The organism is Ehrlichia ruminantium str. Welgevonden (assembly GCF_000026005.1).
Lineage (GTDB): Bacteria > Pseudomonadota > Alphaproteobacteria > Rickettsiales > Anaplasmataceae > Ehrlichia > Ehrlichia ruminantium.
Genome location: NC_005295.2, coordinates 1,448,730 through 1,473,514, shown reverse-complemented (window position 1 = coordinate 1,473,514; position 24,785 = coordinate 1,448,730). Strand labels below are relative to the sequence as shown.

General features: G+C 26.7%; 19 protein-coding genes. 15 read left to right on the top strand and 4 right to left on the bottom strand.

Annotated features, from left to right (window positions below; all coding sequences use genetic code 11):
- The first annotated feature begins 43 nt into the window (after positions 1-43).
- Complete coding sequence (gene ndk / locus ERUM_RS04625; RefSeq protein WP_011155535.1) at positions 44-475, top strand: nucleoside-diphosphate kinase; 432 nt, start codon at positions 44-46, stop codon at positions 473-475.
- 1,250 nt (positions 476-1,725) lie between these two features.
- Here the strand turns inward: ndk and ERUM_RS04620 are convergent.
- The 3 genes from ERUM_RS04620 to ERUM_RS04610 all read right to left on the bottom strand — a co-directional run bounded on the left by ERUM_RS04620 (position 1,726) and on the right by ERUM_RS04610 (position 7,866).
- Entirely contained in the window at positions 1,726-2,919 is a 1,194-nt protein-coding gene (locus tag ERUM_RS04620) for a CCA tRNA nucleotidyltransferase (RefSeq protein WP_011155534.1), read from the bottom strand.
- A 1,131-nt stretch (positions 2,920-4,050) separates the two neighbouring features.
- A complete protein-coding gene (gene recJ, locus ERUM_RS04615; protein WP_011155533.1) occupies positions 4,051-5,808 on the bottom strand; it encodes a single-stranded-DNA-specific exonuclease RecJ in 1,758 nt (585 codons plus the stop codon).
- Between the two features lie 1,791 nt (positions 5,809-7,599).
- Entirely contained in the window at positions 7,600-7,866 is a 267-nt protein-coding gene (locus ERUM_RS04610) for an aspartate-semialdehyde dehydrogenase (protein ID WP_011255942.1), read from the bottom strand.
- A 99-nt stretch (positions 7,867-7,965) separates the two neighbouring features.
- Between ERUM_RS04610 and icd the strand changes: the two genes are divergently transcribed.
- On the top strand, positions 7,966-9,417 hold the full coding sequence (icd, locus tag ERUM_RS04605) for an isocitrate dehydrogenase (RefSeq protein WP_011155532.1): 1,452 nt from the start codon (positions 7,966-7,968) through the stop codon (positions 9,415-9,417).
- A gap of 1,612 nt (positions 9,418-11,029) precedes the next feature.
- Here icd and ftsY read toward each other — a convergent pair.
- On the bottom strand, positions 11,030-11,959 hold the full coding sequence (ftsY, locus tag ERUM_RS04600; RefSeq protein ID WP_011155531.1) for a signal recognition particle-docking protein FtsY: 930 nt from the start codon (positions 11,957-11,959) through the stop codon (positions 11,030-11,032).
- Positions 11,960-12,041: 82 nt separating this feature from the next.
- Here ftsY and bioD point away from each other — a divergent pair, with 82 nt between their 5' ends.
- The 13 genes from bioD to lgt all read left to right on the top strand — a co-directional run bounded on the left by bioD (position 12,042) and on the right by lgt (position 24,753).
- A complete protein-coding gene (gene bioD, locus ERUM_RS04595) occupies positions 12,042-12,713 on the top strand; it encodes a dethiobiotin synthase (protein ID WP_011155530.1) in 672 nt (223 codons plus the stop codon).
- A gap of 1,479 nt (positions 12,714-14,192) precedes the next feature.
- Positions 14,193-15,266, top strand: a complete 1,074-nt coding sequence (recA, locus tag ERUM_RS04590; RefSeq protein ID WP_011155529.1) for a recombinase RecA — start codon at positions 14,193-14,195, stop codon at positions 15,264-15,266.
- Between the two features lie 366 nt (positions 15,267-15,632).
- Complete coding sequence (pyrE, locus tag ERUM_RS04585) at positions 15,633-16,232, top strand: orotate phosphoribosyltransferase (protein ID WP_011155528.1); 600 nt, start codon at positions 15,633-15,635, stop codon at positions 16,230-16,232.
- A gap of 3 nt (positions 16,233-16,235) precedes the next feature.
- Positions 16,236-17,018, top strand: a complete 783-nt coding sequence (locus ERUM_RS04580) for a HesA/MoeB/ThiF family protein (protein WP_011155527.1) — start codon at positions 16,236-16,238, stop codon at positions 17,016-17,018.
- 406 nt (positions 17,019-17,424) lie between these two features.
- Complete coding sequence (gene secD / locus ERUM_RS04575; RefSeq protein WP_011155526.1) at positions 17,425-18,942, top strand: protein translocase subunit SecD; 1,518 nt, start codon at positions 17,425-17,427, stop codon at positions 18,940-18,942.
- Positions 18,943-19,538: 596 nt separating this feature from the next.
- Positions 19,539-19,709: a zinc-finger domain-containing protein gene (locus ERUM_RS04965; RefSeq protein WP_011155525.1), complete on the top strand. Its 171-nt coding sequence runs from the start codon at positions 19,539-19,541 to the stop codon at positions 19,707-19,709.
- A gap of 65 nt (positions 19,710-19,774) precedes the next feature.
- Positions 19,775-21,457 (top strand): hypothetical protein, encoded by a 1,683-nt coding sequence (locus tag ERUM_RS04570; RefSeq protein ID WP_011155524.1) that lies wholly within the window; start codon positions 19,775-19,777, stop codon positions 21,455-21,457.
- A 5-nt stretch (positions 21,458-21,462) separates the two neighbouring features.
- Complete coding sequence (locus ERUM_RS05230; RefSeq protein WP_269445987.1) at positions 21,463-21,594, top strand: hypothetical protein; 132 nt, start codon at positions 21,463-21,465, stop codon at positions 21,592-21,594.
- A 111-nt stretch (positions 21,595-21,705) separates the two neighbouring features.
- Positions 21,706-21,837 carry a hypothetical protein gene (locus ERUM_RS05225; RefSeq protein WP_258010958.1) on the top strand — a complete coding sequence of 44 codons (132 nt, stop codon included), beginning with the start codon at positions 21,706-21,708 and terminating at the stop codon, positions 21,835-21,837.
- Positions 21,838-21,948: 111 nt separating this feature from the next.
- Positions 21,949-22,080: a hypothetical protein gene (locus tag ERUM_RS05220; protein ID WP_258010959.1), complete on the top strand. Its 132-nt coding sequence runs from the start codon at positions 21,949-21,951 to the stop codon at positions 22,078-22,080.
- Between the two features lie 111 nt (positions 22,081-22,191).
- On the top strand, positions 22,192-22,323 hold the full coding sequence (locus ERUM_RS05215; protein WP_258010959.1) for a hypothetical protein: 132 nt from the start codon (positions 22,192-22,194) through the stop codon (positions 22,321-22,323).
- A 111-nt stretch (positions 22,324-22,434) separates the two neighbouring features.
- A complete protein-coding gene (locus tag ERUM_RS05210; protein ID WP_258010958.1) occupies positions 22,435-22,566 on the top strand; it encodes a hypothetical protein in 132 nt (43 codons plus the stop codon).
- Between the two features lie 1,407 nt (positions 22,567-23,973).
- Entirely contained in the window at positions 23,974-24,753 is a 780-nt protein-coding gene (lgt, locus tag ERUM_RS04565) for a prolipoprotein diacylglyceryl transferase (protein WP_011155523.1), read from the top strand.
- Positions 24,754-24,785 lie beyond the last annotated feature (32 nt).

Here is a 24,785-nt window from a genome sequence, read left to right as displayed (position 1 = left end):
TTATACTATTTTAAATAGTTAGTTTTTATGAGGAGATTTATTTGTGCTAGAAAGAACTTTATCTATACTGAAACCAGATGTTGTAAAACGTAATATTGCTGGTCAAGTTAATTCATATATAGAAAATTCAGGACTTAAAATAATTATACAAAAAATGTGCTTACTAACACGTTATCAAGCTGAAAAATTTTATGAAATACATAAGTCACAAGTTTTTTTTGTACCTTTAATTAATTTTATGATATCTGGTCCAGTAGTGGTTCAGGTTCTAGAGGGAGAGAATGCTATAAGCTTATATAGGGAAATTATGGGTGCTACTGATCCTAAAAAAGCAAATTCTGGAACTATTAGAGGAGATTTTGCTGAAAATATAGATGCAAATTGTGTCCATGGTTCAGATAGTTTAGAAAATGCAATTAGGGAAATAAGGTTTTTCTTTAGTGAATATGAGTTATTGTCTTTATATGAGTGTTAATTTACATTTAACAATTGTTAATCTATATCTCATTGGATATTAGGTTGATGTCACTTAGTATTTTAGGAATGCAGTTAGTAGTATATGATTATGCTATTATCCTAATTAAGTTTTTTATGTAATTTCCATTTTGTATTAAATAGAATTATGTTGCTCTAGTATTGTGTTATTTATCCATTTTGGATTGTATTTATTCTAAATTGTTTAGTTATTAAAATCTATATTTGTTAGAGTAATATATAGGTTTTATGTATGAAATGTTAGACATGATATATATGGGAATGCTCATTATTGTTATGAGAAGTTAATGTTTAGGAGTGATGTATAGAATCTGTAAAGTATTTTTTCTTACCTAGTAATACCACTTAAAAATAATACTGGTATGATAAATATTACTCAACTTGAAATATAAATTTACGTAGAACTATACTATGTTTACACTCAAGAGTAAGATGAATAGTCTTTAAAAAAAGAATATATACTATTGTAATTACGTGTTTTTTTATGTAAAATAAAAATTACGGAGTTGTTTCAGAAATAGCATCATAAGAAAGTACTAGGTGATTATTTTAAGTGTGAATTTGTTTAGGAATATAAGAAAAAATAGCTGTTAGTTAATCTGTAAAATATAAAAACTTGTCCTTGAGGTGGTGTGTTTTTTTTATTATAGAAGTGGAGTTAAGATCTAATAAAAATAGTGTCAGAAAGGTAAATATCAATTTCCTTTTTAGATAATCTAGGGTTATTTTATATAATACTGATATCTTTAAAAATGTAGGAAGTACCATTATTCATGTTATTTATATAATGGTAAAGTTAAGGGATTATATTAGTTTTTTATAAAAATTCATATGCATTAATAAGCAATTGTACTATCTATTGACATATGCTTATTTGAGGTTTTTGTTAATCCCATATTGAATAGATTATTGTATTATTATTTTTTATTATGTGTTATGGAGTGGTTGTAAAAATTGCTGATACTTAATTTAAATTTATGAGGTTTAATTTTATATTTTAATAGCATAAAAATGTATATAGATATTATGTTGTTAGTATAAATACATAATATGTTTATGTGAGTTCGTAAATATAAGACAATTTTTTAATTTTATAATGTGCTAGCTTATTAAACTACTTATAGTACACTGTGATATTTGCTGTAAACTTTATATATAAAAATATTCTAAAGTAACAGAATAGTTTGGGTTACATCTATATAAGATAAAAAACATGTAATACATGATTATCTAATCTAGTAATTTTTTTCCATGTTCTAAAAGTTGGTGTCTTGTTAATTGATATGCACTATCTTCCCATAAATTTCTAAGCTTTTTTAAAACATCTCCTAGATGTCTTCCTTCTTGATATCCAATTGCTAAGAAATCTTTTCCAGATAATGGAAATTCAGGTATTACAAACTTGTCAGCATATTCTATATATTGAACTAAATCATGATTATTTAATGTTAGTTCTGCATGTCTTATTTTGATAAGGTAGCAATATATTTTTTTTCCAAGTTTGTTTATATATTTTTGTTGATCCATTATTGATAATGGAAGTTCTAAATTATTATTTACTAAAGATAGAAGTAGTTTTTTATCAGAATTTGATAAGTATAATGAATCTCTAATTTTGTCTATTGAGAATTCATTTTTGTTTGTTCTTAGTAAAGCTGCAAGTTTTACTATTGGTTCAGTATGTGATATAACAGTGGATGATATTACATTTGGTAATACTTCAAAGGGAATTATTTTTTGTAATACATTACATTTTTGCATAATTTTAAGTGTATTAACTAAGTTTATACATGATAAGAGTTTAAAAAATTCGTCACGAATGCGTTCTCTGGATAACTTACTTATACATGATGCGTATTTTGTGCAAGATTGTATGATAATGTCACTCAATTTGTCCTGACTACATATTGCAGCGTGGAACCTGAATGCTCTAAGTATTCGTAGGTAATCTTCTTGTATTCTAGTTTCTGGGTCTCCTATAAAATTTAATTGTTTGTTCTTTAAATCTTGAATTCCTGAAAAGTAATCATATACAATTCCTTTTTCATCACAGTATAATGCATTGAAAGTAAAGTCTCTTCTAGAAGCATCTTGTTGCCAATTATTTGTAAATTTAACTTCAGCATGTCTTCCATCACAATATATATCAGATCTTAATGTAGTAATTTCATATGCTGTGTTGTTTACAATAGCTGTTATTGTTCCATGTTTAATTCCAGTTGGGATTGATTTGATATGTGCTATATTGAGAGCCTCGATTATTTGATACGGCAATAAAGTTGTTGCAAAATCTATATCTACAGTTTGTCTTTTTAAAATATTATCTCTTACGCATCCACCTACTAGTCTAATGTCTCCTTGATATTTTTTTATTGCATTGGTAATTAATAATATGTCGTTATTATTTGCGAAGTTGTTTAGCATTTCTAACTGTAGTATTTAGGTTATTTAAGTAGTTAATAAGACAAGTATTTATATAACTCTATAGTATTGTATTAGTTTTGTGAAAATTCTATAAATTTTTTAGTTGATTAAAGAATATTACTATCGAGTTATGATATAAATGTATTAAAATTCCTGTAGTGGCTTATTATATAGTAAATGTTGTTGATGTTGTATATACTGTGGTATAGCAAATAATTATACCAATATAGGTTTCATGGTATTCTATTAGAAGTTAATTTTTATAGCATACTTTGCTATATCTAAATATCTCACCTACTTAATTATGAAGGTATATTTTTAATTTATTCTAAAATAATATATTTATTATACATATATAAACTAAAGATTATGTTACCATATCTATATGGTAAAACTAGATAGAATGTGCATTCTATCCGTAATGTTTATTGTATTAAATGTATTTATATCAATAATCTTTTAGCTTTATATACTAATTGAAGATTTTTATGTATTAGCTATATTTGTTAACTTTAGCCTAATTATAGGCTTTTTTATGTTGTGAATTTAATGATATTCAACTTGTAATGTGAATTATATTTAATAATTTGTCATGTCATAGTTAATGTGTGAGACTTTATTCCTTATATTAATGATGCTTGTATATCTACCGTTTTTTATCCTACTCTCAGTAATTTATTATTTATTTTTTAGTCACATAACTAATCTTGTAGTGTGAATTATATTTAATAATTTATCATGTCATAGTTAATATGTGAGACTTTATTCCTTATATTAATGATGCTTGTATATCTACCGTTTTTTATCCTACTCTCAGTAATTTATTATTTATTTTTTAGTCATATAACTAATCTTGTAGTGTGAATTATATTTAAAATTTATCATGTCATAGTTAATGTGTGAGACTTTATTCCCTATATTAATGATGCTTGTATATCTACCGTTTTTTATCCTACTCTCAGTAATTTATTATTTATTTTTTAGTCATATAAACTAATAATGTATTTGAACTAGGGCTTAGTTGAGTTGTTATATACTTAGTTATAATAGTATATTTTCGAATATCTGCGTAGAATGCTTGTTACTAACTTTTTGTGTTTGATAATGAAGATCATGATAATTAATATCACTTTACCTTATTTGGTTATGCTGTAAAGCATCTTCTATTATAAATTGTATATTCTCATTACCTCTCCAGTAATTTATACTTATTTTTCCTAGTAATGTGGTAGTAGTACATTCTAGTAAAGTGGTACCCAATTCTGTGCCGATACATCTAAAACAAATTCCTTTTATAAATGTTTTGTTATCGTAAATTAAACATCTGATATGACTTTCTCCTATAACTTCTGAATTTTTTATTCTGATATTTGTGAGAATGAATCTTGGTTCAGGATTACCTATGCCAAATGGTTCTAGAAATTGTAATTCTTTCCATAATTTTAAATTGATAGCTTCTGCAGTGACAATACCGTCTACTTTAAATACTTTTCGTGTATTGATATTATGGAACTTTTGTGATAGAAACTCGTGTAATATTTTGATTTTATTTTCTTGTATTGAAAATCCTGCAGCCATAGCATGTCCTCCTCCTTCTATTATTATTCCGAGGGCTTTTGCTTCTAAAATAGCTGCGCCTAAATCTACATCTGGAATTGACCTAGCACTTGCTTTACCAATACCATTTTCAAGTGATATTACTATACTTGGTAAGAAAAATTTATCTTTTAATCTTCCTGCAACAATACCTATTATTCCTGGATGCCAATTTCCTGTAGCAATAATTATATTGCTTGATATTATAGTAGCTTCTATTTGTTCTACTGCTTCATTGAAGCTTTGATTTTCTAATGTTTTTCTTTCTAAATTGAAATTTTGCAGTTTTTCTGAAATTTCTAATGCTTCTTCTTCATTGTTGGTTGATAATAATCTTGCTCCTAGGCTAGCATTACCTACTCTTCCTCCTGCATTTATATGTGGTCCTATATTAAATCCCAGTTGATAAATATTTGGCTTTTCCTCTAATCCAATTACATCAGATAATGTTTTAAGGCCTAGATTTTGTCTTGTTGTCATAATCTTTAGACCTTGTTTTACAAAAGTCCTATTTAGTCCTATAATAGGCATAACATCACATACAGTTCCTAGTGCTACTAAATCTAAATAATTTATTAAATTTGGTTCTTGATTATTTTTAAAAAATCCTTGCTCTTTTAAAGTTTTATGTAGTGCTACTAACATTAAAAAAGATACGCCTACTCCTGCTAGATATGTGTAGGGGGATGTTTCGTCTAAGCGATTAGGATTGATTACTGCAACTGCATCTGGTAAAGTATTAATTCCTATATGATGATCTATAACTATAACATCAAGATTTACTGACTTTGCTGCGGATATTGGTTCATGTGCTATAGTACCGCAGTCTACGGTTATACATAGACTATTTCCTATTTCTTTTAATTTTAGTAAGGCCTGTGTATTTGGTCCATATCCTTCACATATACGATCTGGAATATATATCGTTGTTGGTACTCCTATCTGTGATAGATATTGTTTTATTAATGCAGATGATGTTGCTCCATCTACATCATAGTCTCCAAAGATTACTATGTTTTCTCGATTATGTATTGCATGACAAATTCTGTATACTGCTTTATCCATATCTAACATGTGAAAAGGATTAGGTAGAGATGATTTTAGAGTTGGATATAAAAAATTACTAATTTCTTCTATATTAATTTTTCTTGCAGATAATATTCTTGCAACAATTTCAGAAAGGTAAAATTTTTGCTTGATTGTTAAAATATCTCTCAGATTTACATCGTATGGTTTCCATAATGCTCCTGTTACTCCGATATATTCCGAGTTTTCTAGATTACAGTTTAACATGCTACAAATATTCAAAAGTTTATATTATAACACTGCTTTTTATGCTTTCATAATATTATTCCAATTGTATTTTATGTGTATTAATGTATTTGTTGGAGTTGTTTGTATTATTGATGTGTAATTAAATTGTATTTATATATGTTATATTTAACATAATTTAATATTGTTTTATATGTGCTGTAATTCTAGTTAATACATTTGTGGCTAAATATATTAACTACCATCACGTTTAGTTCTAAAGACTATAATATGGCAATTATATTATTGAAAACGATTTTAACATGTGTTGTTTTATTTTATGTGATGTTACTCGTATTTAAATACTCTGAATAATTACTTGTAGCATAAGTTCTTAATAGTATTTTTATACTAAAATTCTAATTTTAATGTTTCATTATTTAAAAGATAGGTTTAGTTATTTAGACTGTAATGTTATAGTATTGAGTTACTAGAAAATTATATTTACTCGCTACTGTTGTGTGGTGTGATTTGTTGATAAATTAAACCTAGTTTAAAGTTTTTGTATTTATATGTGTAATATTTGATTTTCTACATTATATCGTAAAAGTATTGTATTACTGCTATTGTTTATATGACCCATGATATTATTTAAAGTATTATATAAAAGTATTCATAGTGATTTGTAATCAGTAATGTATCTTTAAATTTTTCTGTCATTTATACTTATTAACTTGTTTTTTTTGAACTGTGATGTAGTAATATAGTATTACTAAGAATTGTCTTTACTGGTACTATTTTCTTCCCTATGATACTTTTCAGGTGTGTGTTTTATCTATATAGTGTTGCATGAAATACTTTGTATGGTTTATATAACATTAGTAATGTGTAACGTTTTTATTTATTGTTTATTCTGAATTTTCTCAATTGTAATGTTAATGTTGCTATTGTAAATTGCAAGATCAAAGATATATACAGCTAGTTAGCATATATTATATTGTAAAGATATTAGTTATTTTTCTTATCTTCTTTTCTTGCAGCGAGTATATTTTACAAATTGATATGACATAGGTGGTCAAAAATACTCCAAAATATTATCATATGTTATTTGGAAATTTTTTTAATAAATTTCAATATAAAAACTTAAAGAGTTATAACAGATAATTACAGAATATATTCAATATTGTAATATCAAGTATATTAAGGCATTGCATATTATTTGTTGGATAACATCTTGCTGTGGTTAATAGGAATAGAAACTTATAGTATTTGTATATATACTATAATTGTTGTAGTTATTTTTATGGATGTGAATATAGTTTGATGGTGCTACATTTGCTTGTTGTTGGATTTGGATAAATGAAAAATCTTAGGATGATATAGTATCAAGTTTGAATATTGCATTGTTGGATTAAATATTGAAAATTTAGATAATAAAATAATGAGTATTGTAAGTAACAGTGTATCTGTACTCTACGTTATGGACCTTTTGAAATTACACATATAGGGGTAATAAGCATAAGTTTTATTTGTGGTATATTATTGTAATTTGTTGATGCAGTGTTCTAAAGGTTGTAAAAATTATTATTTTAATATTGATTGTTATATAAAGATTACTTAATTTTAAGTATAATCTAAAATTTTATACTGTATATAAACAATGTTATAAAAGTTTGATAAATTTAGAGAAAATTAAGTCAGTTATTATTAGTTTCTACATTATAAAAATATTTTTTACTATATTGTAATGTTAGATAATTTTTTTGGAAGTGTGTAAATTTTTGTAAATAAAAGACAGTTAAATTATTGTATATTTTTTATAACTGTGTTGAATTAATTTATTGTTGCATATTGTTGAGATATTGAAGATTCAGCTGAGAAAATTGCTATATCTATTCCATAAAAATCATAGCTTCCTAGGTCTTGAGCTTCTAATATAGCGTCTCCATAGCTTAGTTTCTTTCCTACAGATTTTTTTGACGCTAATGCTACAACGTTACTGTTGAAAAATATTTTACTATCTAATAAAACATTGAGAATAACTCTCCCTACATTTCCTGTAGCATCTACTACTGCTATTTTTATGTTTTTATATACCAAATTATTATATTTCTTGTTGTGTTTAATGTTATGTTAATTTATATAGTGATTTGTTAGTCTGATTGTATAAGACTTTGTAATAAATGAGGAAGTAGTAAAATGTCAATTCCAGTAACAGTTGCTTATGGAGATGGTATTGGTCCAGAAATTATGGAAGCTGTACTTTTAATCTTAAGTGAAGCTAAATCAGGTTTGGTTATAGAGACTATAGAGCTGGGGCACAATTTATATAAAAAAGAATGGTCTTGTGGTATTGCTCCTTCTTCTTGGGATTCTATCCATAGAACTAAGGTATTACTAAAATCTCCTACAATGACCCCACAGGGACAAGGACATAAAAGCTTAAATGTTACATTGAGAAAGAAGTTGGGACTATATGCAAATGTTAGACCATGTATTTCTTATCATCCTGTAATAAAAACAAAATATCCTAATTTGAATGTAGTAATAATTAGAGAAAACGAGGAAGATACTTATACTGGTATAGAACATAGATTAACTGGTGATACATATCAATGTTTAAAAGTAATAACAAGATCAGGTTCAGAAAGGATATGTAATTATGCTTTTCAATATGCGATGACTCATAATAGGAAAAAAGTTACATGTTTGGTAAAAGATAATATTATGAAGATGACAGATGGCATATTTCATAAGTCTTTTTCAAAAATTGCAGAGGGTTATCCTAGTATTATATCTGATCATTATATTGTTGACATTGGTATGGCAAGAGTGGCTACTAATCCAGAAAATTTTGATGTTATAGTAACTACTAATTTATATGGTGATATAATTTCTGATATAGTTGCTGAACTATCTGGATCGATTGGTCTTGCAGGAAGTGCCAATATAGGGGACAATTATGCAATGTTTGAGGCTGTACATGGATCAGCCCCAGATATAGCTGGTAAAAATATAGCTAATCCTTCTGGTTTATTGAGTGCTGCAATACAGATGCTAGTTTATTTGAAGAAGTTTAATGAAGCAGAATTAATTCATAATGCATTTCTTAAAACTTTAGAAGATGGAATTCACACAGCAGATATTTACCAAGATAATATTAGTAAAGAAAAAGTTTCTACTATGGATTTTGCTAAAGCTGTGGTTGAGAATTTTGGGCAATCTCCTTGTCACATACAAAAACCTGTATTAAGTATTATGAATAGTACAAGTGGTACAACAAGTGTGCCATATGTATATCAGCCATCTTATTCCGATAAAATTTTGGTTGGTGTGGATGTTACTATTGGTTGTGATGTTATAGATCTGAATCTTAATCAATTGATTGTTGATTTACGAAATATAAAACATGATCAGTTAGAACTTGTATTAGTTCATAGTAAAGGATTGGAAATTTGGCCAGATGAATCTTCGACTGTAAATCTTTCTTATGTTGATCAAATATGTTGTAGATTTTATATGAAATGTAAAAGTGAAATCACTAATGACCATGTGAATCAATTGCTTTTGGAATTAGATAAAAAGAAAATAAATGTAGTGAAAATGGAAAAGCTCTATCTGTATGATGATCAACCTGGATTTTTTACGTAGTACTATAAAATACTAAAGTGTTTGTATAGGATATTAGTAGAAAGAGTAGTTTTTATATTATATAAGAATTAATAGTTTTTAATTTTGAAATAAGTTAAAAGTTTTCATTGTGAATAAGAAAAAAAATTTAGCTGGGTGTTGATATTTTTCTATATATCTTGCTTGTAATGTAGGAGATTTTCTAGAGTCATTATGAATAAGTTAATTGAAGAATATTTGATTAATATTTAGTGTTGTGTGGCATTGGTGTAAGTGTTTAAGTTTGTAAAATGGTGATAGAATTTTCATGGATAAGAGATTAGTGCTACATTATTGTAGGAGTATACTTTAATAGTTTTTAATTTTGAAATAAGTTAAAGGTTTTCATTGTGAATAAGAAAAAAATTTAGCTGGGTGTTTATATTTTTCTATATATCTTGCTTGTAATGTAGGAGATTTTCTAGAGTCATTATGAATAAATGAGTAATGGAATACTTGATTAATATAACTACTCCTTCACTTATAAGTTTTTTTAACTTACAAAACAAGCTTTATATCTTATGTAAACAAGATAAATAGGATTGTGTTACTGATTTGTATGTGAGTGTTTATAGATTACAAATATAATTATTTTTAATTTCGTATAAGTTTGTTGTTTATTTAAATTGGATTTAATTTATGGATTATTGTATTTACAAAAATGCCTGATATTTTTCAAATAATAGTTAGCAATACTTATTGGTATCAAATATTTATAGATGATATATTATAACTGTATTTTAATGTGATTATGTTTATTAGTTTACTACATGTTACTTAAATATAACAGTTTTACTTAAATTCTGAATTTATAAAGTAGATTTCCCATATCTACTAAAAAACTGGTGTTACCTATTTTGTGTGTAGGTATATATAATAATCGCTAGGTTATTGTTTGTTATAATGAGATTTTAATATAGTTACCTAAATTTATGTACTTTCTTAATTTATACAAAATGTGTTTTACATGTTGTGTAAATTAAGACTTAATATGTAAAAATATCATAGATTCAATGTTAAAATTAATTTTGTTAGGATGTTAAATGATAAACTAATAGTGTAGGTATCTAATATTCTGAAAATATTATTATATATTCAACCAGATTTAATAGATTACTTGATAATATACTCTATTATATCATGATCTTTCATGTAAATACTCTAAACTACTTATAGTATAAATGAATATGAATTTCTTTTTTAAAAGAGTGAAAACGTAATATTTCCTGTATGTTAGTTTAACATAATATATTATTGATTTTATTGCAAATATTACAAAGTTTCTATCTTATTTACTTACTATGATATAAACTGATGTGTTTTTAGTATTGCTTGTATAGTACTTTTTTTTATTTTTAAGTAGTGTACAGAAAAAAATTTTTTCTGTATGAATAGAAACTTATTGTTATATTATGATTGTATCAACTCAGTAGAATTTTTGTTACAAGAGAACTAAAAATTAGTAGCAACGAGAAATTTTTATATTACATCAATTGAATTAGGAAAAAATAAATGTCTAATAGCAATGAGTTAATATTAAACTAAACAGTAAATGCAAGAAGAATACTGCTTTACAAGCAAAGTTGCTATTAAATTACAATATGTTATCCATATTTAAAAGTCCAGCAGTGAACTCTTTAGCGGAGAAATCTTTAAGATCTTCTACCTGTTCTCCTATTCCTATTGCATGAATATTCAATTTATATTTTTGTGCTATTCTTATTACTACTCCACCTTTTGCTGTACCATCCAGTTTTGTGATAACAAGTCCACTAATGTTTACAAATTGTAAAAAAACTTCGACTTGATTAAGAGCGTTTTGCCCAGTTGTTGCGTCTAGTATTAATACTACATCATGTGGTGCTTCATTATCGTGTTTACCTATAATTCGTTTAATTTTTGCTAATTCTTCCATTAGATTTTTATAGTTGTGTAATCTTCCTGCAGTATCAACAAGTAAAATATCTATTTCATTTTTTAAAGCTTGCTGCATGGCTTGATATGCTACACTTGCTGCATCTGATCCTTGTGTACTTGTTACAATGGGAAAATCTACTTTTTGTGACCATACTGTAAGTTGTTCTGTAGCTGCTGCACGAAATGTGTCACACGCTGCAACTAATACACTTTTTCCATTATTCTTAAATTTATATGCTAATTTACCTACTGTTGTTGTTTTACCGTTTCCATTAGTTCCACATATCATAATTACATGTGGTTTTTTTATTATAGAAAAAGGTTTTTCAACTTGTAATAAAATATTTTCTATCTCTTCTGCTAGTTTTTGCTTTATTGTATGATCAGTTACTTCATCAAATTTTGCTTCTGCAATTTTTTTTATTAATAATGATGCATTTTCATATCCAATATCTGCTGTAATCAGTAATTCCTTTAATTCTTCTAAAGTTTCTTGATTGATTTTTTTACTATTGGAAAAAATTTTTTTAATTCCATCACTTAATTTTGATGAAGTTTTAAATAGACTTTTTTTGATATTGCTGAAAAATCCTTGGTTATCTGTCATAGCTCAATTTTCCTTAGTGTTTTGTTGTGAGTTCAGTGTTTATCAGTTAGTATTAAGTAAATTATAAGGTTCACTGTATTAAATGTCAGCTTATTTTATTACATCATGTGGTACTGGTATAGGTAAAACTTTTATTACTACAGTACTGTGCTGGCATTTACGAAAAAATTGTAAAACAGTACATGCAATAAAACCTATAATAAGTGGGTGGAATGATGTGGAAATTATGAGTAATGATACAAGCAAAATATTATGTAGTTTAGATGTGGATTGCAATACTCATAACATCAATAGAATTTCTCCTTGGAGGCTATCTTATCCTCATGCTCCTAATATAGCTGCTAGGCTGGAAAATATTAAATTAGATTATAATGAAATTTTTAAATTCTGTTATACACATATTAATCAAGATATAGATTATCTATTAATAGAAGGTGTTGGTGGTGTTATGTCTCCTATTACTGATCAGAAGACTTGCTTGGAATTAATACAAGATTTAAAAATAAAAGTAATTTTAGTTATTGGTTCTTACTTAGGGAGCATTAGTCATACATTGACGGTACTTAAAGTGTTAGGTGATATCGATGTGAAGATTGTGCTAAGTGTTAACAATAAAACTGATACTAATATTAATGATATAGTGAAATTTATTTATGAGTATACAGGTAAATTAGTATATGTTCAGCAATATGTTAAAGATAATGCTAACAAATGGGAAAGTACTTCAGATGACATAGTTAATTTTATCTTATAAGGAACAGTAATTGATATTTTTATTAATGTATTACAGTTATTTATATTGTAATTAGTAAATGAATATATATTTAGTAGTATCTATAAAAGTTATTTGTGATTTATCAAGAGATGTTTCAAATTCTAGGTTAATTTATATTAAATGTGCTAGTAATTAACGCTATTTAGTAGTATATAGTTAAACTAGTTTATAAATGCTATGTCATGATACTAGTATCTTGAACCTTATATCACAATAAGTTATTAGTGAGCTATATCAAATTTTGGAACTTTTATAAATTAGGTTTATAATTAGTTTATCTGTGAAAAATAGGTATATGATTTTTATCAATATCATATCAGTGATTTTATTTATTCCATATTTTAGTCAATCAATACTATGTATAAATAGTATATGAATGGCTAGTTTATTATGAAAAATAGTTAGTTTTATAGTTGGTTATCTATTCAGGATGGTGATATAATTTTTACTAGTATTATAAACGTTGTGTGATTTATTAATATTAAGTATAGTGCTAAGTTAATATTGAGTCAATAGTATTATTTAAATACTTCATTGTAGGAGTATGATGTTTTATAAACGATAGTGATAGAGCTTTTATTAATAGATTATAGCATAGTGTAATTTATGGATTGAAAATTAGTATTTTAGTATTGAGAATCTAGTTTATTGCAGATGATATATTAAGTGGGTAGTTTGTGATCTATGAAAAGTTCTGATATGCATTCTTAATAATGCTATGTATGTTGGTAATTTTATTTATTATATATATTTTGGTAAATTGATATAATAGCATATGCATCACGAGTTTCCTTATAAAGGATTATTGTATTTATAATTGATAGTTTTATATCATAGCATAATCTTATTAATATGTGTTGGTTAATCAATGGTTGCTTAACAGTATATTAAGAAAAGCTCTTGTCTGTAAAAAATGTTCTGTATGCTAGTAGTTGATGCCAATAAACTTGATCTTATGATAATTACTATAGGACCTATGTTATTTATGTACTACATGACTTATGGTAAATGTTAATATCTATATGATGTTTTATCGTTATCTAACGGATATTTATGTTTATAATTGCTATAATAATTTTTATTAATTAGTACTTACATAAATTTTATAGTTATGAGCTATTATATATTTATTACCTAATTTTTTTAGAGTGATAACTCATTTATTTACCTAACTTAACTACAGTGTGTATAATTTACATATTACATACAACTATAGATTTTTTAGTCATATGATTGCATTTTTAATATTCATAAAATTATTTGGACATTTTTGAAGTATGTAAATAATTCATGTTATAGGGATTTTTAGAGTTTGTAACAGTGAAAATGGCTTTTTACTTGTTTTAAATTAGTACATTTTGATGAATTATATATGATTATTTTAAATCTTGACAATTAATGTTAAGAATGATTAGCTTTCTTTACCCTTATGAAAATGTCTATATAAAATAAAGAATTATGTCTGATACCAAAAACTTAAATCACGATAGACAAAAAGCTTTGGATAATGCAATTAGTCAAATTGAAAAAGCGTTTGGTCGTGGTGCAATAATGAAATTAAAACAAGGTGCTATTGAGAAAATAGATAGTATCCCTACAGGTTCAATAGCTCTTGATACAGCATTGGGTATTGGTGGTTTCCCTAAAGGAAGAATAATTGAAATTTTTGGTCCTGAAAGTTCAGGGAAAACAACACTTGCATTGCATGTAATTGCTGAATCTCAAAAAAAAGGTGGCAATTGTGCTTTTATTGATGCTGAACATGCTTTAGACATAATGTATGCTCGTAAGTTAGGTGTAAATACAGGAGATTTAATTGTTTCTCAGCCTGATACTGGTGAGCAAGCACTGCATATAGTTGAATATCTAATATGTTCTGGTGCTATCGATGTAATAGTTGTTGATTCAGTTGCTGCATTAACACCTAGAGCAGAAATAGAAGGTGATATGGGTGATCAACATATGGGTTTACAAGCAAGGTTATTGAGTCATGCTTTAAGAAAGTTAACTTCAATTGTGTCAAAAGCTAATTGCATACTTATTTTTATTAATCAGATTCGTATGAAAATAGGTGTAGTTTATGGTAATCCTGAGACTACGACTGGAGGAAATGCATTAAAATTTTATAGTTCTGTTAGATTAGACATACGTAAAGTAAGTGCGATTAAAGATAAAGATGTTATTATTGGTAATCAAACTAAAGTTAAAGTAGTTAAAAATAAAGTGGCACCCCCTTTTAAACAAGTTGATTTTGATATTATGTATAATGAAGGAATCTCGAAGGTTGGTGAAATTATAGATATGGGTGTAAAGCTTAATATTGTAGAAAAAGCAGGGTCTTATTATTCGTATAATAGTGTACGTCTTGGTCAAGGTAAGGAGAATGCTAAACTATACCTTAAGAATAATCCTAGTACTGCAGATGAAATTGAACAAAAAATAAGGGCTAGTTTGCAAGCAAGTGATAATGATGTTAGCTGTTTTAATGCGGAGGTTGATAGTATTAGTGATATGGATGTGCCAGTTTTTTAGGTATCACGTACTTAAAAAATATCGGTATTTTTTTTATTGTAAGGTTAGATTACAGTAATTATTTCTCAGGTAATGAATTAACAGATTAGTAAGTGAATGTTGCTATACTGTTCTTTAGTTGAAATATCTCTGAAAAGTGTAATTATATAATAGAAATTTCATTAGTGATGGTTATATAGTACAAAAAGTTAATAATTAATAAAGGAAGAGGGATTAGTTAATCGAGATGTGTGTCAGTAATCTTAACAACTGAGAGTTTTATAAGTATGTAATTATACTTATTAGATAATTATATTAGTTGATTTTATTCAAAAGTACACATATTAATCAAATAGAAGAAATAATGTTTTAAGGGTGTTGTGTTGTATGGAAGTAGGTTTATTAAATAGTGATTCTATATATGATGAGTTCATTAAAATTGGTGTAATAATAAGTGGTCACTTTATACTTTCTTCTGGTTTACATAGTGATACATATGTACAATGTGCTAGATTATTTGAAAATCCTGCTCTTGCAGTAAAGTTTTGTTCTTTACTTGCAGAGAAAATTAATAAGGTTTTACCAAATATCGATATGATTGTTTCTCCGGCTATTGGTGCTATTACTGTTGGGTATGAAATTGCTAGACAACTAGAAATTAGTAATGTGTTTTGTGAACGTGTTAATGGTATATTTGTATTACGTCGTGGTTTTGAAATTAAAAAAAGTAGTCAAGTTTTGATTGTAGAAGATGTAATTACTACTGGCAAGACATCTATGGAAGTGGTAAATTGTGTTAAAAGTAATGGTGGAACTGTTGTTGCAGGTGCAGCGTTAGTTAAACGTAGTAAGGATGTAAGGCTTCCTTTTCCTATAATTAGCTTACTCGAGTTAAATGTAAAAAGTTATGTTGATGAAGATATTCCAGAATATTTAAGAAGAATTCCTGTATCCACACCTGGAAGTAGAAAATATTTGAGTGAATAGTTAGTGTTTGAGCGGTATAAAAAGCAGATTTTACTTTCAGAAGTAGGAGTAGTAGGTCAGAATAAGTTATGTAATAGTAGTGTTCTAATAGTTGGATGTGGTGGTTTGGGGAGTACGGTTATTCCTTTACTTGCAGCTAGTGGTATTGGTAGCTTGATATTATCTGATAGTGATAAAATTCAAATATCAAATTTGAATAGGCAGATAATATATAAAGAATCTGATGTTAGTAATAGTAAAGTGGTAACAGCTGCTAAATTTGTTAGTATGCTTAATTCTGCAGTAAATGTACGTACATTGAATATCTTTATTACTCCTAAAAACTTTGAACAAGTTTTTAGAGAAGTAGATCTTGTTATAGATTGTACAGATCGTTTAGCAACTAAGTTATTTCTTAATGATGCATGTGTTATTTTAGGAAAACCTTTAATACATAGTGCAGCAATTGGTTTTGTTGGTCAAATATTAACCATATATCCATATGGTAAACCTTGCCTCAGATGTTTTTTTGAACATCAGTATATGAGTATACATCTAAACTGTTCTAATGCTGGTGTGCTAGGGCCAACAGTTGGTGTAGTAGGTAGTATTGTAGCAGCAGAAGCTATAAAGTATTTATTAGAAATTTCATATAATGTAATTGGAAAGTTACAGAGGATTGACTTAAAAAATAATGAATTTACTCATTACACATTTCAAAAAAACGAAAGATGTATAGTGTGTAGCAATGATGTTAAGGTGGATCCATATGATTACGATTATTATGAAAGTAAGTTGTATTTTTAGTAAAAAATTCTTGATCAATTGTTATAATATATTGGTGATGAATTGAATGTATAACACCTAGTAGTCTTTTTGAAATTAATGTGTATGTGTAGTTATTAGTAAAGTAAGTATATTTTAATAAGAAATCCAACGTATTCTTAATAGGTTATTTATATGTGTTTTATAATATTATGGAATATGTATAGAATATAGCATATAACAGTGATGTTAAAATTAATGTACATGGTTAAGGTATTAGGAAATAAGTTGTGTTGTCTATAAGAAATGTAATCTTATTATTTTTACTTTAATTATCTTACATATGTTTGATAATGCATGTTGGTTTACAATGGTTAACCTGTGTTAGAAACTATTTTATTTGTTATCAATAATGTAATATAATCCTGTAATTATTTTAGTGTATGATATGCTATTTAAATTAGAAATTAAACCAATAGTTGTAACATTGTTGTGTACAATTGCTATATATTTGGTATTACCAAATTTTATTGATAATAAGTTTTTGATATCCAATAAAAAAGTTAACTTAGGATTAGATTTACAAGGTGGAGTGTATTTATTATTAGAAGCAGATTTTAAAGAATATTTAAAAGAAAGAATGTACGGATTATATGATGAAGTAAATGAGTTTCTGTTAAGTAAGAATATAAAATATAAAAGTTTTGATGTATATGAAGATAAGTTGGTATTGATATTAAAAGATAGTCAAGATTTTGATCGAATTAAGTCATTTAATGATAAAAATGTGAGAATATCAAAGCAGGATGTTCGTATTGTAATGTCTTTCTATGATAGCTATAAAGAGAATTTGTTAAAAAATATTATAACTGATTCGATTAGTAATATACGTCGTAGGCTTGATAAATCTGGGACTAAGGAAATTACTATAAACAGTCATGGTAAAGATAGAATATCTTTGCAGATTCCAGGAATACATGACACTAGTCAAATTAAGATGTTATTAGGAAAAACTGCAAAGTTAACATTTCACTTATTGGAAAATGTTACTCAAATTTCATCTATTAATCCTTTAACTACAGTTTTATTGAAGGATGTACGTGGAAATACATATCCTATATTGAGAAAGGTTGAAATTAGTGGTGACTCTTTGGTGGATGTGTCTTCTGGAATAAATAGTCTTGGTAATGTAGTTGTGAATTTTAAATTAAATAATGCTGCAGCTAAAAAATTTGCTAAGATTACAAAAGAGAATTTTAATAAGCCATTTGCCATAGTGTTGGACGGTGTGGTTCTTACTGCTCCTGTAATACGTGATCCTATTTTAACTGGAAGTGGTGAAATTAGTGGTAATTTTACTGTTGAAAGTGCAAAAGAATTATCAATTTTGTTAAAATCTGGAGCTTTACCTGCTCCTTTAAAAGTCATTGAAGAAAAAACAATTGGTTCAAGTTTGGGTGCTGAATATATAAAACAAGGAAGATTAGCAATGATAGTGTCAGTAGTGGCAGTATCAACTTTTATTATATTTTTCTATGGTATATTTGGATTGTTGGCTGTTATTGGATTAGTCTTTAATATTATTTTTATTGTTGCTGCTCTAACTTTACTTCAAGCTACGCTAACACTGCCTGGTATTGCTGGTATTACTTTAACAGTTGGAATGTCTGTTGATGCTAATGTCTTAATCTTTGAGCGAATTAAGGAAGAGTTAAGATCGAAGAAAAAATTAAGATGGGCTGTAGAGTCTGGATTTAAAAATGCTATGTCTACGATATTTGATTCAAATATTACTACGCTGATTGTTGCAGCAATTATGTTTGTAATGGGTAGCGGCCCAGTTAGTGGCTTTGCTATTACGCTATCTATAGGTATTTTATGTTCTATGTTTTCTGCAATTACATTGACAAAAATGCTTATAGATTTGTACATTAGGTTCTTTAATTTAAAGGTGTTAAATATATAGTAATTTGTTATAAAGGTTAAATTTTTATTTATTTAAAAATTGTTTTTTAATCATAATATTGCAGTGAATATAGTAACGGAGATCATTGTTTGTTATAATTAGTAAGTTAGATAATGTTGATTGTGTGAAATACCTTAAGAAATGTATTTGATAGTAAGAAAGAAAAAGGTTTAATTTTTATCTGTAGGTCTTGATAGCAGTTATGTGTAGTACTAGTTTTAAATTATCAGAAAATTGTTGAGGAATTTTATTGTAATTTGGGGTATAATAGTGTTAATAATTATTTAATTCTGATGTAAAATTTTTATCATAGGATAATCTATCTAATATTATAATGAAACTTTTATGATGACTTATCTAAGGTATATTCTTTAATCAAGGAAAGAAAAAGTGGAGTTTTTGTCTATAGAATTATTCATAAAGCTATGTTGATAGTAGTAAATAAGTTTAATGTAGTAAACATGTATTTGCTAGTAATATAATAATTTGATTATACAAAGTGTATAATAATATATATTTGAATGGTAAGAAAGGTAGCTTGTTATTTATTATGATGTTATAAGAGTTGTGTTTTATTAATATTAAAAATTATATTTATGTCTAATCATGATAAAAAAATAGATGTACTTGAAGAGCAAATAGTATCTTGTAATGGGGAAGGAAGTGATGTTGATTATACTGAACATCCGAAAATATATTTGACTATCAGAAATGGTCAAGAAATAGTTTGCCCTTATTGTAGTAAAACTTTTACTTATAATATTTAAAAAATTAATGTAAAATAGTAATTATGTAGTATTGTGATTGTAAATAGGTAATAAGTTAAAAACTAATGTATGATCCTGCTAAGTATAAGTTTTATAAGGAATGGCTTGACAATTTAAGATATACCATATTTTATAATCCAAGTATTGGTATGTTTTGTTCAGGAAAGGTAATAAGAAATCTTACTCCTGCTGCTTTTGTTATTCAAAATAAAGATGATGCGGTAGATGAATCTTTTTTACAAAGGGTATTAATACATACTTCTACTAATAAAGACGATATACGTAAGACTGTATCATTTATACGTTCGCTAGGGTTTTTGCCAGTAGTGCATTCCAGTTATGATATTGGTATTTCTGAATGTACTTATCGTGAAGGTAAAGCTTATTCTAATCCTAAAACTGTTTTTATTATTTCTACATGTGATGGTGCTAAAGAGCACACTCCTGAAAGTGATATATATGATATAATTTTAAAAAGTCAAAGAGATTTTGTTGATGAGTTAGAAACACAAGCTGGTACTGATCGAGTTTTTCGAGTTGAAAAATATGATGTCAGTAGTAAACCATTAAGTCATGAAATATATGATTCTGTGTTATATGCTGAAAGGTGGTCTTTATTAACTATACGTGAGAAAATATTAAGATGTTGTTTTACTGTAGTATTTGCTCCTACTATTGTTATTCCTATTGTTCTTTTATTATCTTATGTTGGGAATAGAAGTGTTCAAGAAGAAGCAAGTAGTATGAATTTACTTTCATGGCAGTATAGAGAATATAATCAAGGTATACGTACTGTTTCTGAGGATCTTCTAAATGATGATGTTCCTTCTACGAAAAGAGAGAGAATTTTATCACATATAAAACAGGAAGCTGAAAAACAGAGTTTTATGGTCAATGATGGCAAAGGAAATTTACAGCTTACTGAGTTAGGAAAGAAAGTAAGTACAAAACACAATTTGTTTCTTATGGCAGGTAACAATGAGCTTACAAAAAGGCAATTACTGTTAAGATGTACTACTTTTCTAATACTAGGATCTGTGTATCTTTTAAAACTTGTGGCTTTATCATGTCATTTTTTTAAATTTGATAGAATAGCTTTATACTGTTCTGTTGTATCGTATTTTATAATGTTTCTAGGAGGATTGTATTTACTATCGTATAAGAATAAAATATCAAGAGTCTGTGCAGCGTTTATTATTGGATTTGCAGGTATTTTTATGGCCACAAATGTATTGATGTTGTGTTGCGATGCTAAATTTGGTCATGAGTTTGTATTATCTAGTGTAATAGCTGGAATAACTGGAACAATGATAGCTATTACTTTAATATGTCATTTTCTGCGTAGGAAAGATCGAAAAATAGTATCAAAATTAGATGGTCTTAGTACTACAGCTTACTTATCTATAAAAGATCACCTAAAAATGTTTGATGACATTGAATATATCAAAATTGGCAAATATGAATTTATGTTTGTTGAAAGTGTTAATATGCCTATTTATAATGCCTGTAAAGCTGGTGTGTTTGGTCAGCAGGCATTAGATAATCTACAAGAGGAAAAAAGTACTGGGGATATTGATACAGTTCCTAGGGTAGATGATGATACTTTATTACCTGATCCTGCTGTTCAAGATTCAAGAGTTAATGTAGGTGCTACAGGTTGTGAAATTACTGAACTGCTAGATAGTGACATAGAAGAAGCAGTTGTAACAGGCACTGCTAGTAATACATCTAGAGAAACATCACGTTAAAGTTTATGGGAAAACTTATTAATTTAGTGATATGTGATGTAATATCCAATAATAGAAAAAATGTTATTTGTGTTTATAAAACATTTAGTATAGTTGGTGATAGTTTGTTGTCTAATTTTTCAAGATTGAAGAGTTAATGTAAGTGCTACAGGTTGTGAAATTGCTGAAGTGCTAGATAGTGACATAGAAGAGGCAGTTGTAACAGGTACTGCTAGTAATACATCTAGAGAAACATCAAGTTAAAGTTTATGGAAAAACTTATTAATTTAGTGATATGTGATGTAATATCCAATAATAGAAAAAATGTTATTTGTGTTTATAAAACATTTAGTATAGTTGGTGGTAGTTTGTTGTCTAATTTTTCAAGATTGAAGAGTTAATGTAGGTGCTACAGGTTGTGAAATTACTGAAGTGCTAGATAGTGACATAGAAGATGCAGTTGTAACAGGCACTGCTAGTAATACATCTAGAGAAACATCACGTTAAAGTTTATGGAAAAACTTATTAATTTAGTGATATGTGATGTAATATCCAATAATAGAAAAAATGTTATTTGTGTTTATAAAACATTTAGTATAGTTGGTGATAGTTTATTGTCTAATTTTTCAAGATTGAAGAGTTAATGTAAGTGCTACAGGTTGTGAAATTGCTGAAGTGCTAGATAGTGACATAGAAGAGGCAGTTGTAACAGGTACTGCTAGTAATACATCTAGAGAAACATCAAGTTAAAGTTTATGGAAAAACTTATTAATTTAGTGATATGTGATGTAATATCCAATAATAGAAAAAATGTTATTTGTGTTTATAAAACATTTAGTATAGTTGGTGATAGTTTGTTGTCTAATTTTTCAAGATTGAAGAGTTAATGTAAGTGCTACAGGTTGTGAAATTGCTGAAGTGCTAGATAGTGACATAGAAGAGGCAGTTGTAACAGGTACTGCTAGTAATACATCTAGAGAAACATCAAGTTAAAGTTTATGGAAAAACTTATTAATTTAGTGATATGTGATGTAATATCCAATAATAGAAAAAATGTTATTTGTGTTTATAAAACATTTAGTATAGTTGGTGGTAGTTTGTTGTCTAATTTTTCAAGATTGAAGAGTTAATGTAGGTGCTACAGGTTGTAAAATTAATGAAGTTTTATACCATAAAGTGTGCAAGCAATATGTAAACAAGTGTTCTGTTAATTATACTTTTATGGACTTATTAAAGTATAAAAAGTGGTGTCTTTATATAAAATAAAACAAATGCTGTAATTATGATAGAATTTAGGGTGATAGATAATGTCTTACTGTTTATATTTAAGATATATGAGAGTTAGTTCTAGATGTTACAATTATCAATTTATTAATGCTAGGTAGTATCATTAGTAAAATAAGTGTTGCTAGTGGTGCTTTTTGGAGAACATATTAGGATTTGGCAAAACTTGTTAGTTTAATAATGTGTTGTATGACATATAATAAATAGTAAAAATACTATTTATTACTATAAAATGTTTAATATAACTAATAAATTTTATTACCTAAATTTCTTTCGAGATTTAAATATTAATTTAAAAACTACATATTGTGAAATTAGTGAAGTGTAATTTCATAAGTGTGAGATGATTAATATCTATTATTAAATAGGATATTTCTTGATAAATACATTATAGCTTAAGATGAATCTATAATAGAATTTGTAGGTACTAGGTAGTACCTTGTTGTTGATTATTTATATAATAATGGTACAAAGGTTTTATGCTAGACAAGTTTTGATGTTGGCGATAATAGATGTATAATATCTTGCTATTTTCTTTTAAGAATATGTAAATTTCTATAGTAAAGGATTGTGGATATTAAGGTTTGTATAGTTTCTATGATAGAATAAAACCTAATGTTTTATCATACTAATACCATAACTAATTATTATGTATCAATTTAATATTAAAAATAGTACTGATAATTTTGTATAGTGAAAACATATGTTATATATCTAATTATATTAAATAATGAGTGTGTCAAATTGAGTTTTTACTTATTATTTTTGTATTTAATGATACATTATACATATATTGTATTGTGAATATATGTTAGAATCACTACAGGCTTTGTTAATCTAATACTAAACTTTCTTTTTAATTTGTTTATGATTGATAAATTATAGACTGTGCAATAAAGTGTAACGCAACTTGGTATTACGTTATATTTTTTATTCTATTTATAATTAATGAAAGCTTGTATGTATAATCTTATGTGAATCTAAATTAGAACATTAAACATTTTGTTAAAATGGAATTAGTTTAATAAATTGTACTAAATCAACATGGTTATTATTGGTTGATATTTTTACTTTTTATAGATATGTGAAATGACGTTATTTTTAAGAATATGTATTGCCAGATATGTTTTTAAATTTTAGAAGATGCCAAATTCTCTATTGTTTATAGTTGAGAATATAGAAAAAACTGTATTAATGCTTTTATGGAAGTATATAGTTATTTATTAAAATTATTAAAGAGGTAATTATATTTTATGAATATAGATCCAGTGGCTTTAAAGATAGGGTTGTTAGAGATCAGATGGTATTCTTTAGCATATATAATAGGTATTTTATTTGCTTATTGGTATGTGCAGAAAATAGATAAGTACAAGGTTTTTACTCCAGAAAGTTATAAGTCGATAATTTCATGGTGGGTTACTGGAATGATTCTTGGTGGAAGGATAGGATATATATTATTTTATAACTTAAATTTCTATATGAGTTTTCCTATTGAAATGTTTAAGTTATGGAAAGGTGGTATGTCATTTCATGGAGCAAGTTTAGGGCTTTTTTGTACTATGTATATTTTTTGTAAAAAGTATAAAATAAAGTTTTTATCAGCAATTGATTTGTGTTTGTGTGCTGTACCTGTCGGAATATTTTTAGGACGTATTGCGAATTTTATTAATGGTGAGTTATATGGTAAAGTTACAAATACACGGTTTGGAATGATTTTTCAAAATAGTGGAGATTTTTTTTATAGGCATCCTAGTCAGTTATATGAAGCTTTTTTTGAAGGATTATTATTGTTTGTAGTAATGAATTTATTATTTTTTTTTACTAAGGTAAAATCATATCAAGGTATGTTATTTTCTATTTTTATGATATGGTATGGAATAGTACGTTTTTTTATTGAATTTGTAAGAGAACCAGATGTTCAAGTGGGTTATATTTTATTTAATTGGATTACTATGGGACAGTTATTGTCCTTCATTATGGTTATTTTAGGTATCTGTATATTAAGGTTATCTAGAATGTCTCATAATATTTAGTAGTGAAATAGTTATGTAACATGTATAGGAGG

Bases quoted from the DNA above. Each gene is read 5' to 3' on its own strand.
- ERUM_RS04620 (WP_011155534.1), bottom strand. From the start codon at position 2,919: ATGCTAAACAACTTCGCAAATAATAACGACATATTATTAATTACCAAT.
- recJ (WP_011155533.1), bottom strand. From the start codon at position 5,808: ATGTTAAACTGTAATCTAGAAAACTCGGAATATATCGGAGTAACAGGA.
- icd (WP_011155532.1), top strand. From the start codon at position 7,966: ATGTCAATTCCAGTAACAGTTGCTTATGGAGATGGTATTGGTCCAGAA.
- ftsY (WP_011155531.1), bottom strand. From the start codon at position 11,959: ATGACAGATAACCAAGGATTTTTCAGCAATATCAAAAAAAGTCTATTT.
- bioD (WP_011155530.1), top strand. From the start codon at position 12,042: ATGTCAGCTTATTTTATTACATCATGTGGTACTGGTATAGGTAAAACT.
- recA (WP_011155529.1), top strand. From the start codon at position 14,193: ATGTCTGATACCAAAAACTTAAATCACGATAGACAAAAAGCTTTGGAT.
- pyrE (WP_011155528.1), top strand. From the start codon at position 15,633: ATGGAAGTAGGTTTATTAAATAGTGATTCTATATATGATGAGTTCATT.
- secD (WP_011155526.1), top strand. From the start codon at position 17,425: ATGCTATTTAAATTAGAAATTAAACCAATAGTTGTAACATTGTTGTGT.
- ERUM_RS04965 (WP_011155525.1), top strand. From the start codon at position 19,539: ATGTCTAATCATGATAAAAAAATAGATGTACTTGAAGAGCAAATAGTA.
- ERUM_RS04570 (WP_011155524.1), top strand. From the start codon at position 19,775: ATGTATGATCCTGCTAAGTATAAGTTTTATAAGGAATGGCTTGACAAT.
- ERUM_RS05230 (WP_269445987.1), top strand. From the start codon at position 21,463: ATGGGAAAACTTATTAATTTAGTGATATGTGATGTAATATCCAATAAT.
- ERUM_RS05225 (WP_258010958.1), top strand. From the start codon at position 21,706: ATGGAAAAACTTATTAATTTAGTGATATGTGATGTAATATCCAATAAT.
- ERUM_RS05220 (WP_258010959.1), top strand. From the start codon at position 21,949: ATGGAAAAACTTATTAATTTAGTGATATGTGATGTAATATCCAATAAT.
- ERUM_RS05215 (WP_258010959.1), top strand. From the start codon at position 22,192: ATGGAAAAACTTATTAATTTAGTGATATGTGATGTAATATCCAATAAT.
- ERUM_RS05210 (WP_258010958.1), top strand. From the start codon at position 22,435: ATGGAAAAACTTATTAATTTAGTGATATGTGATGTAATATCCAATAAT.
- lgt (WP_011155523.1), top strand. From the start codon at position 23,974: ATGAATATAGATCCAGTGGCTTTAAAGATAGGGTTGTTAGAGATCAGA.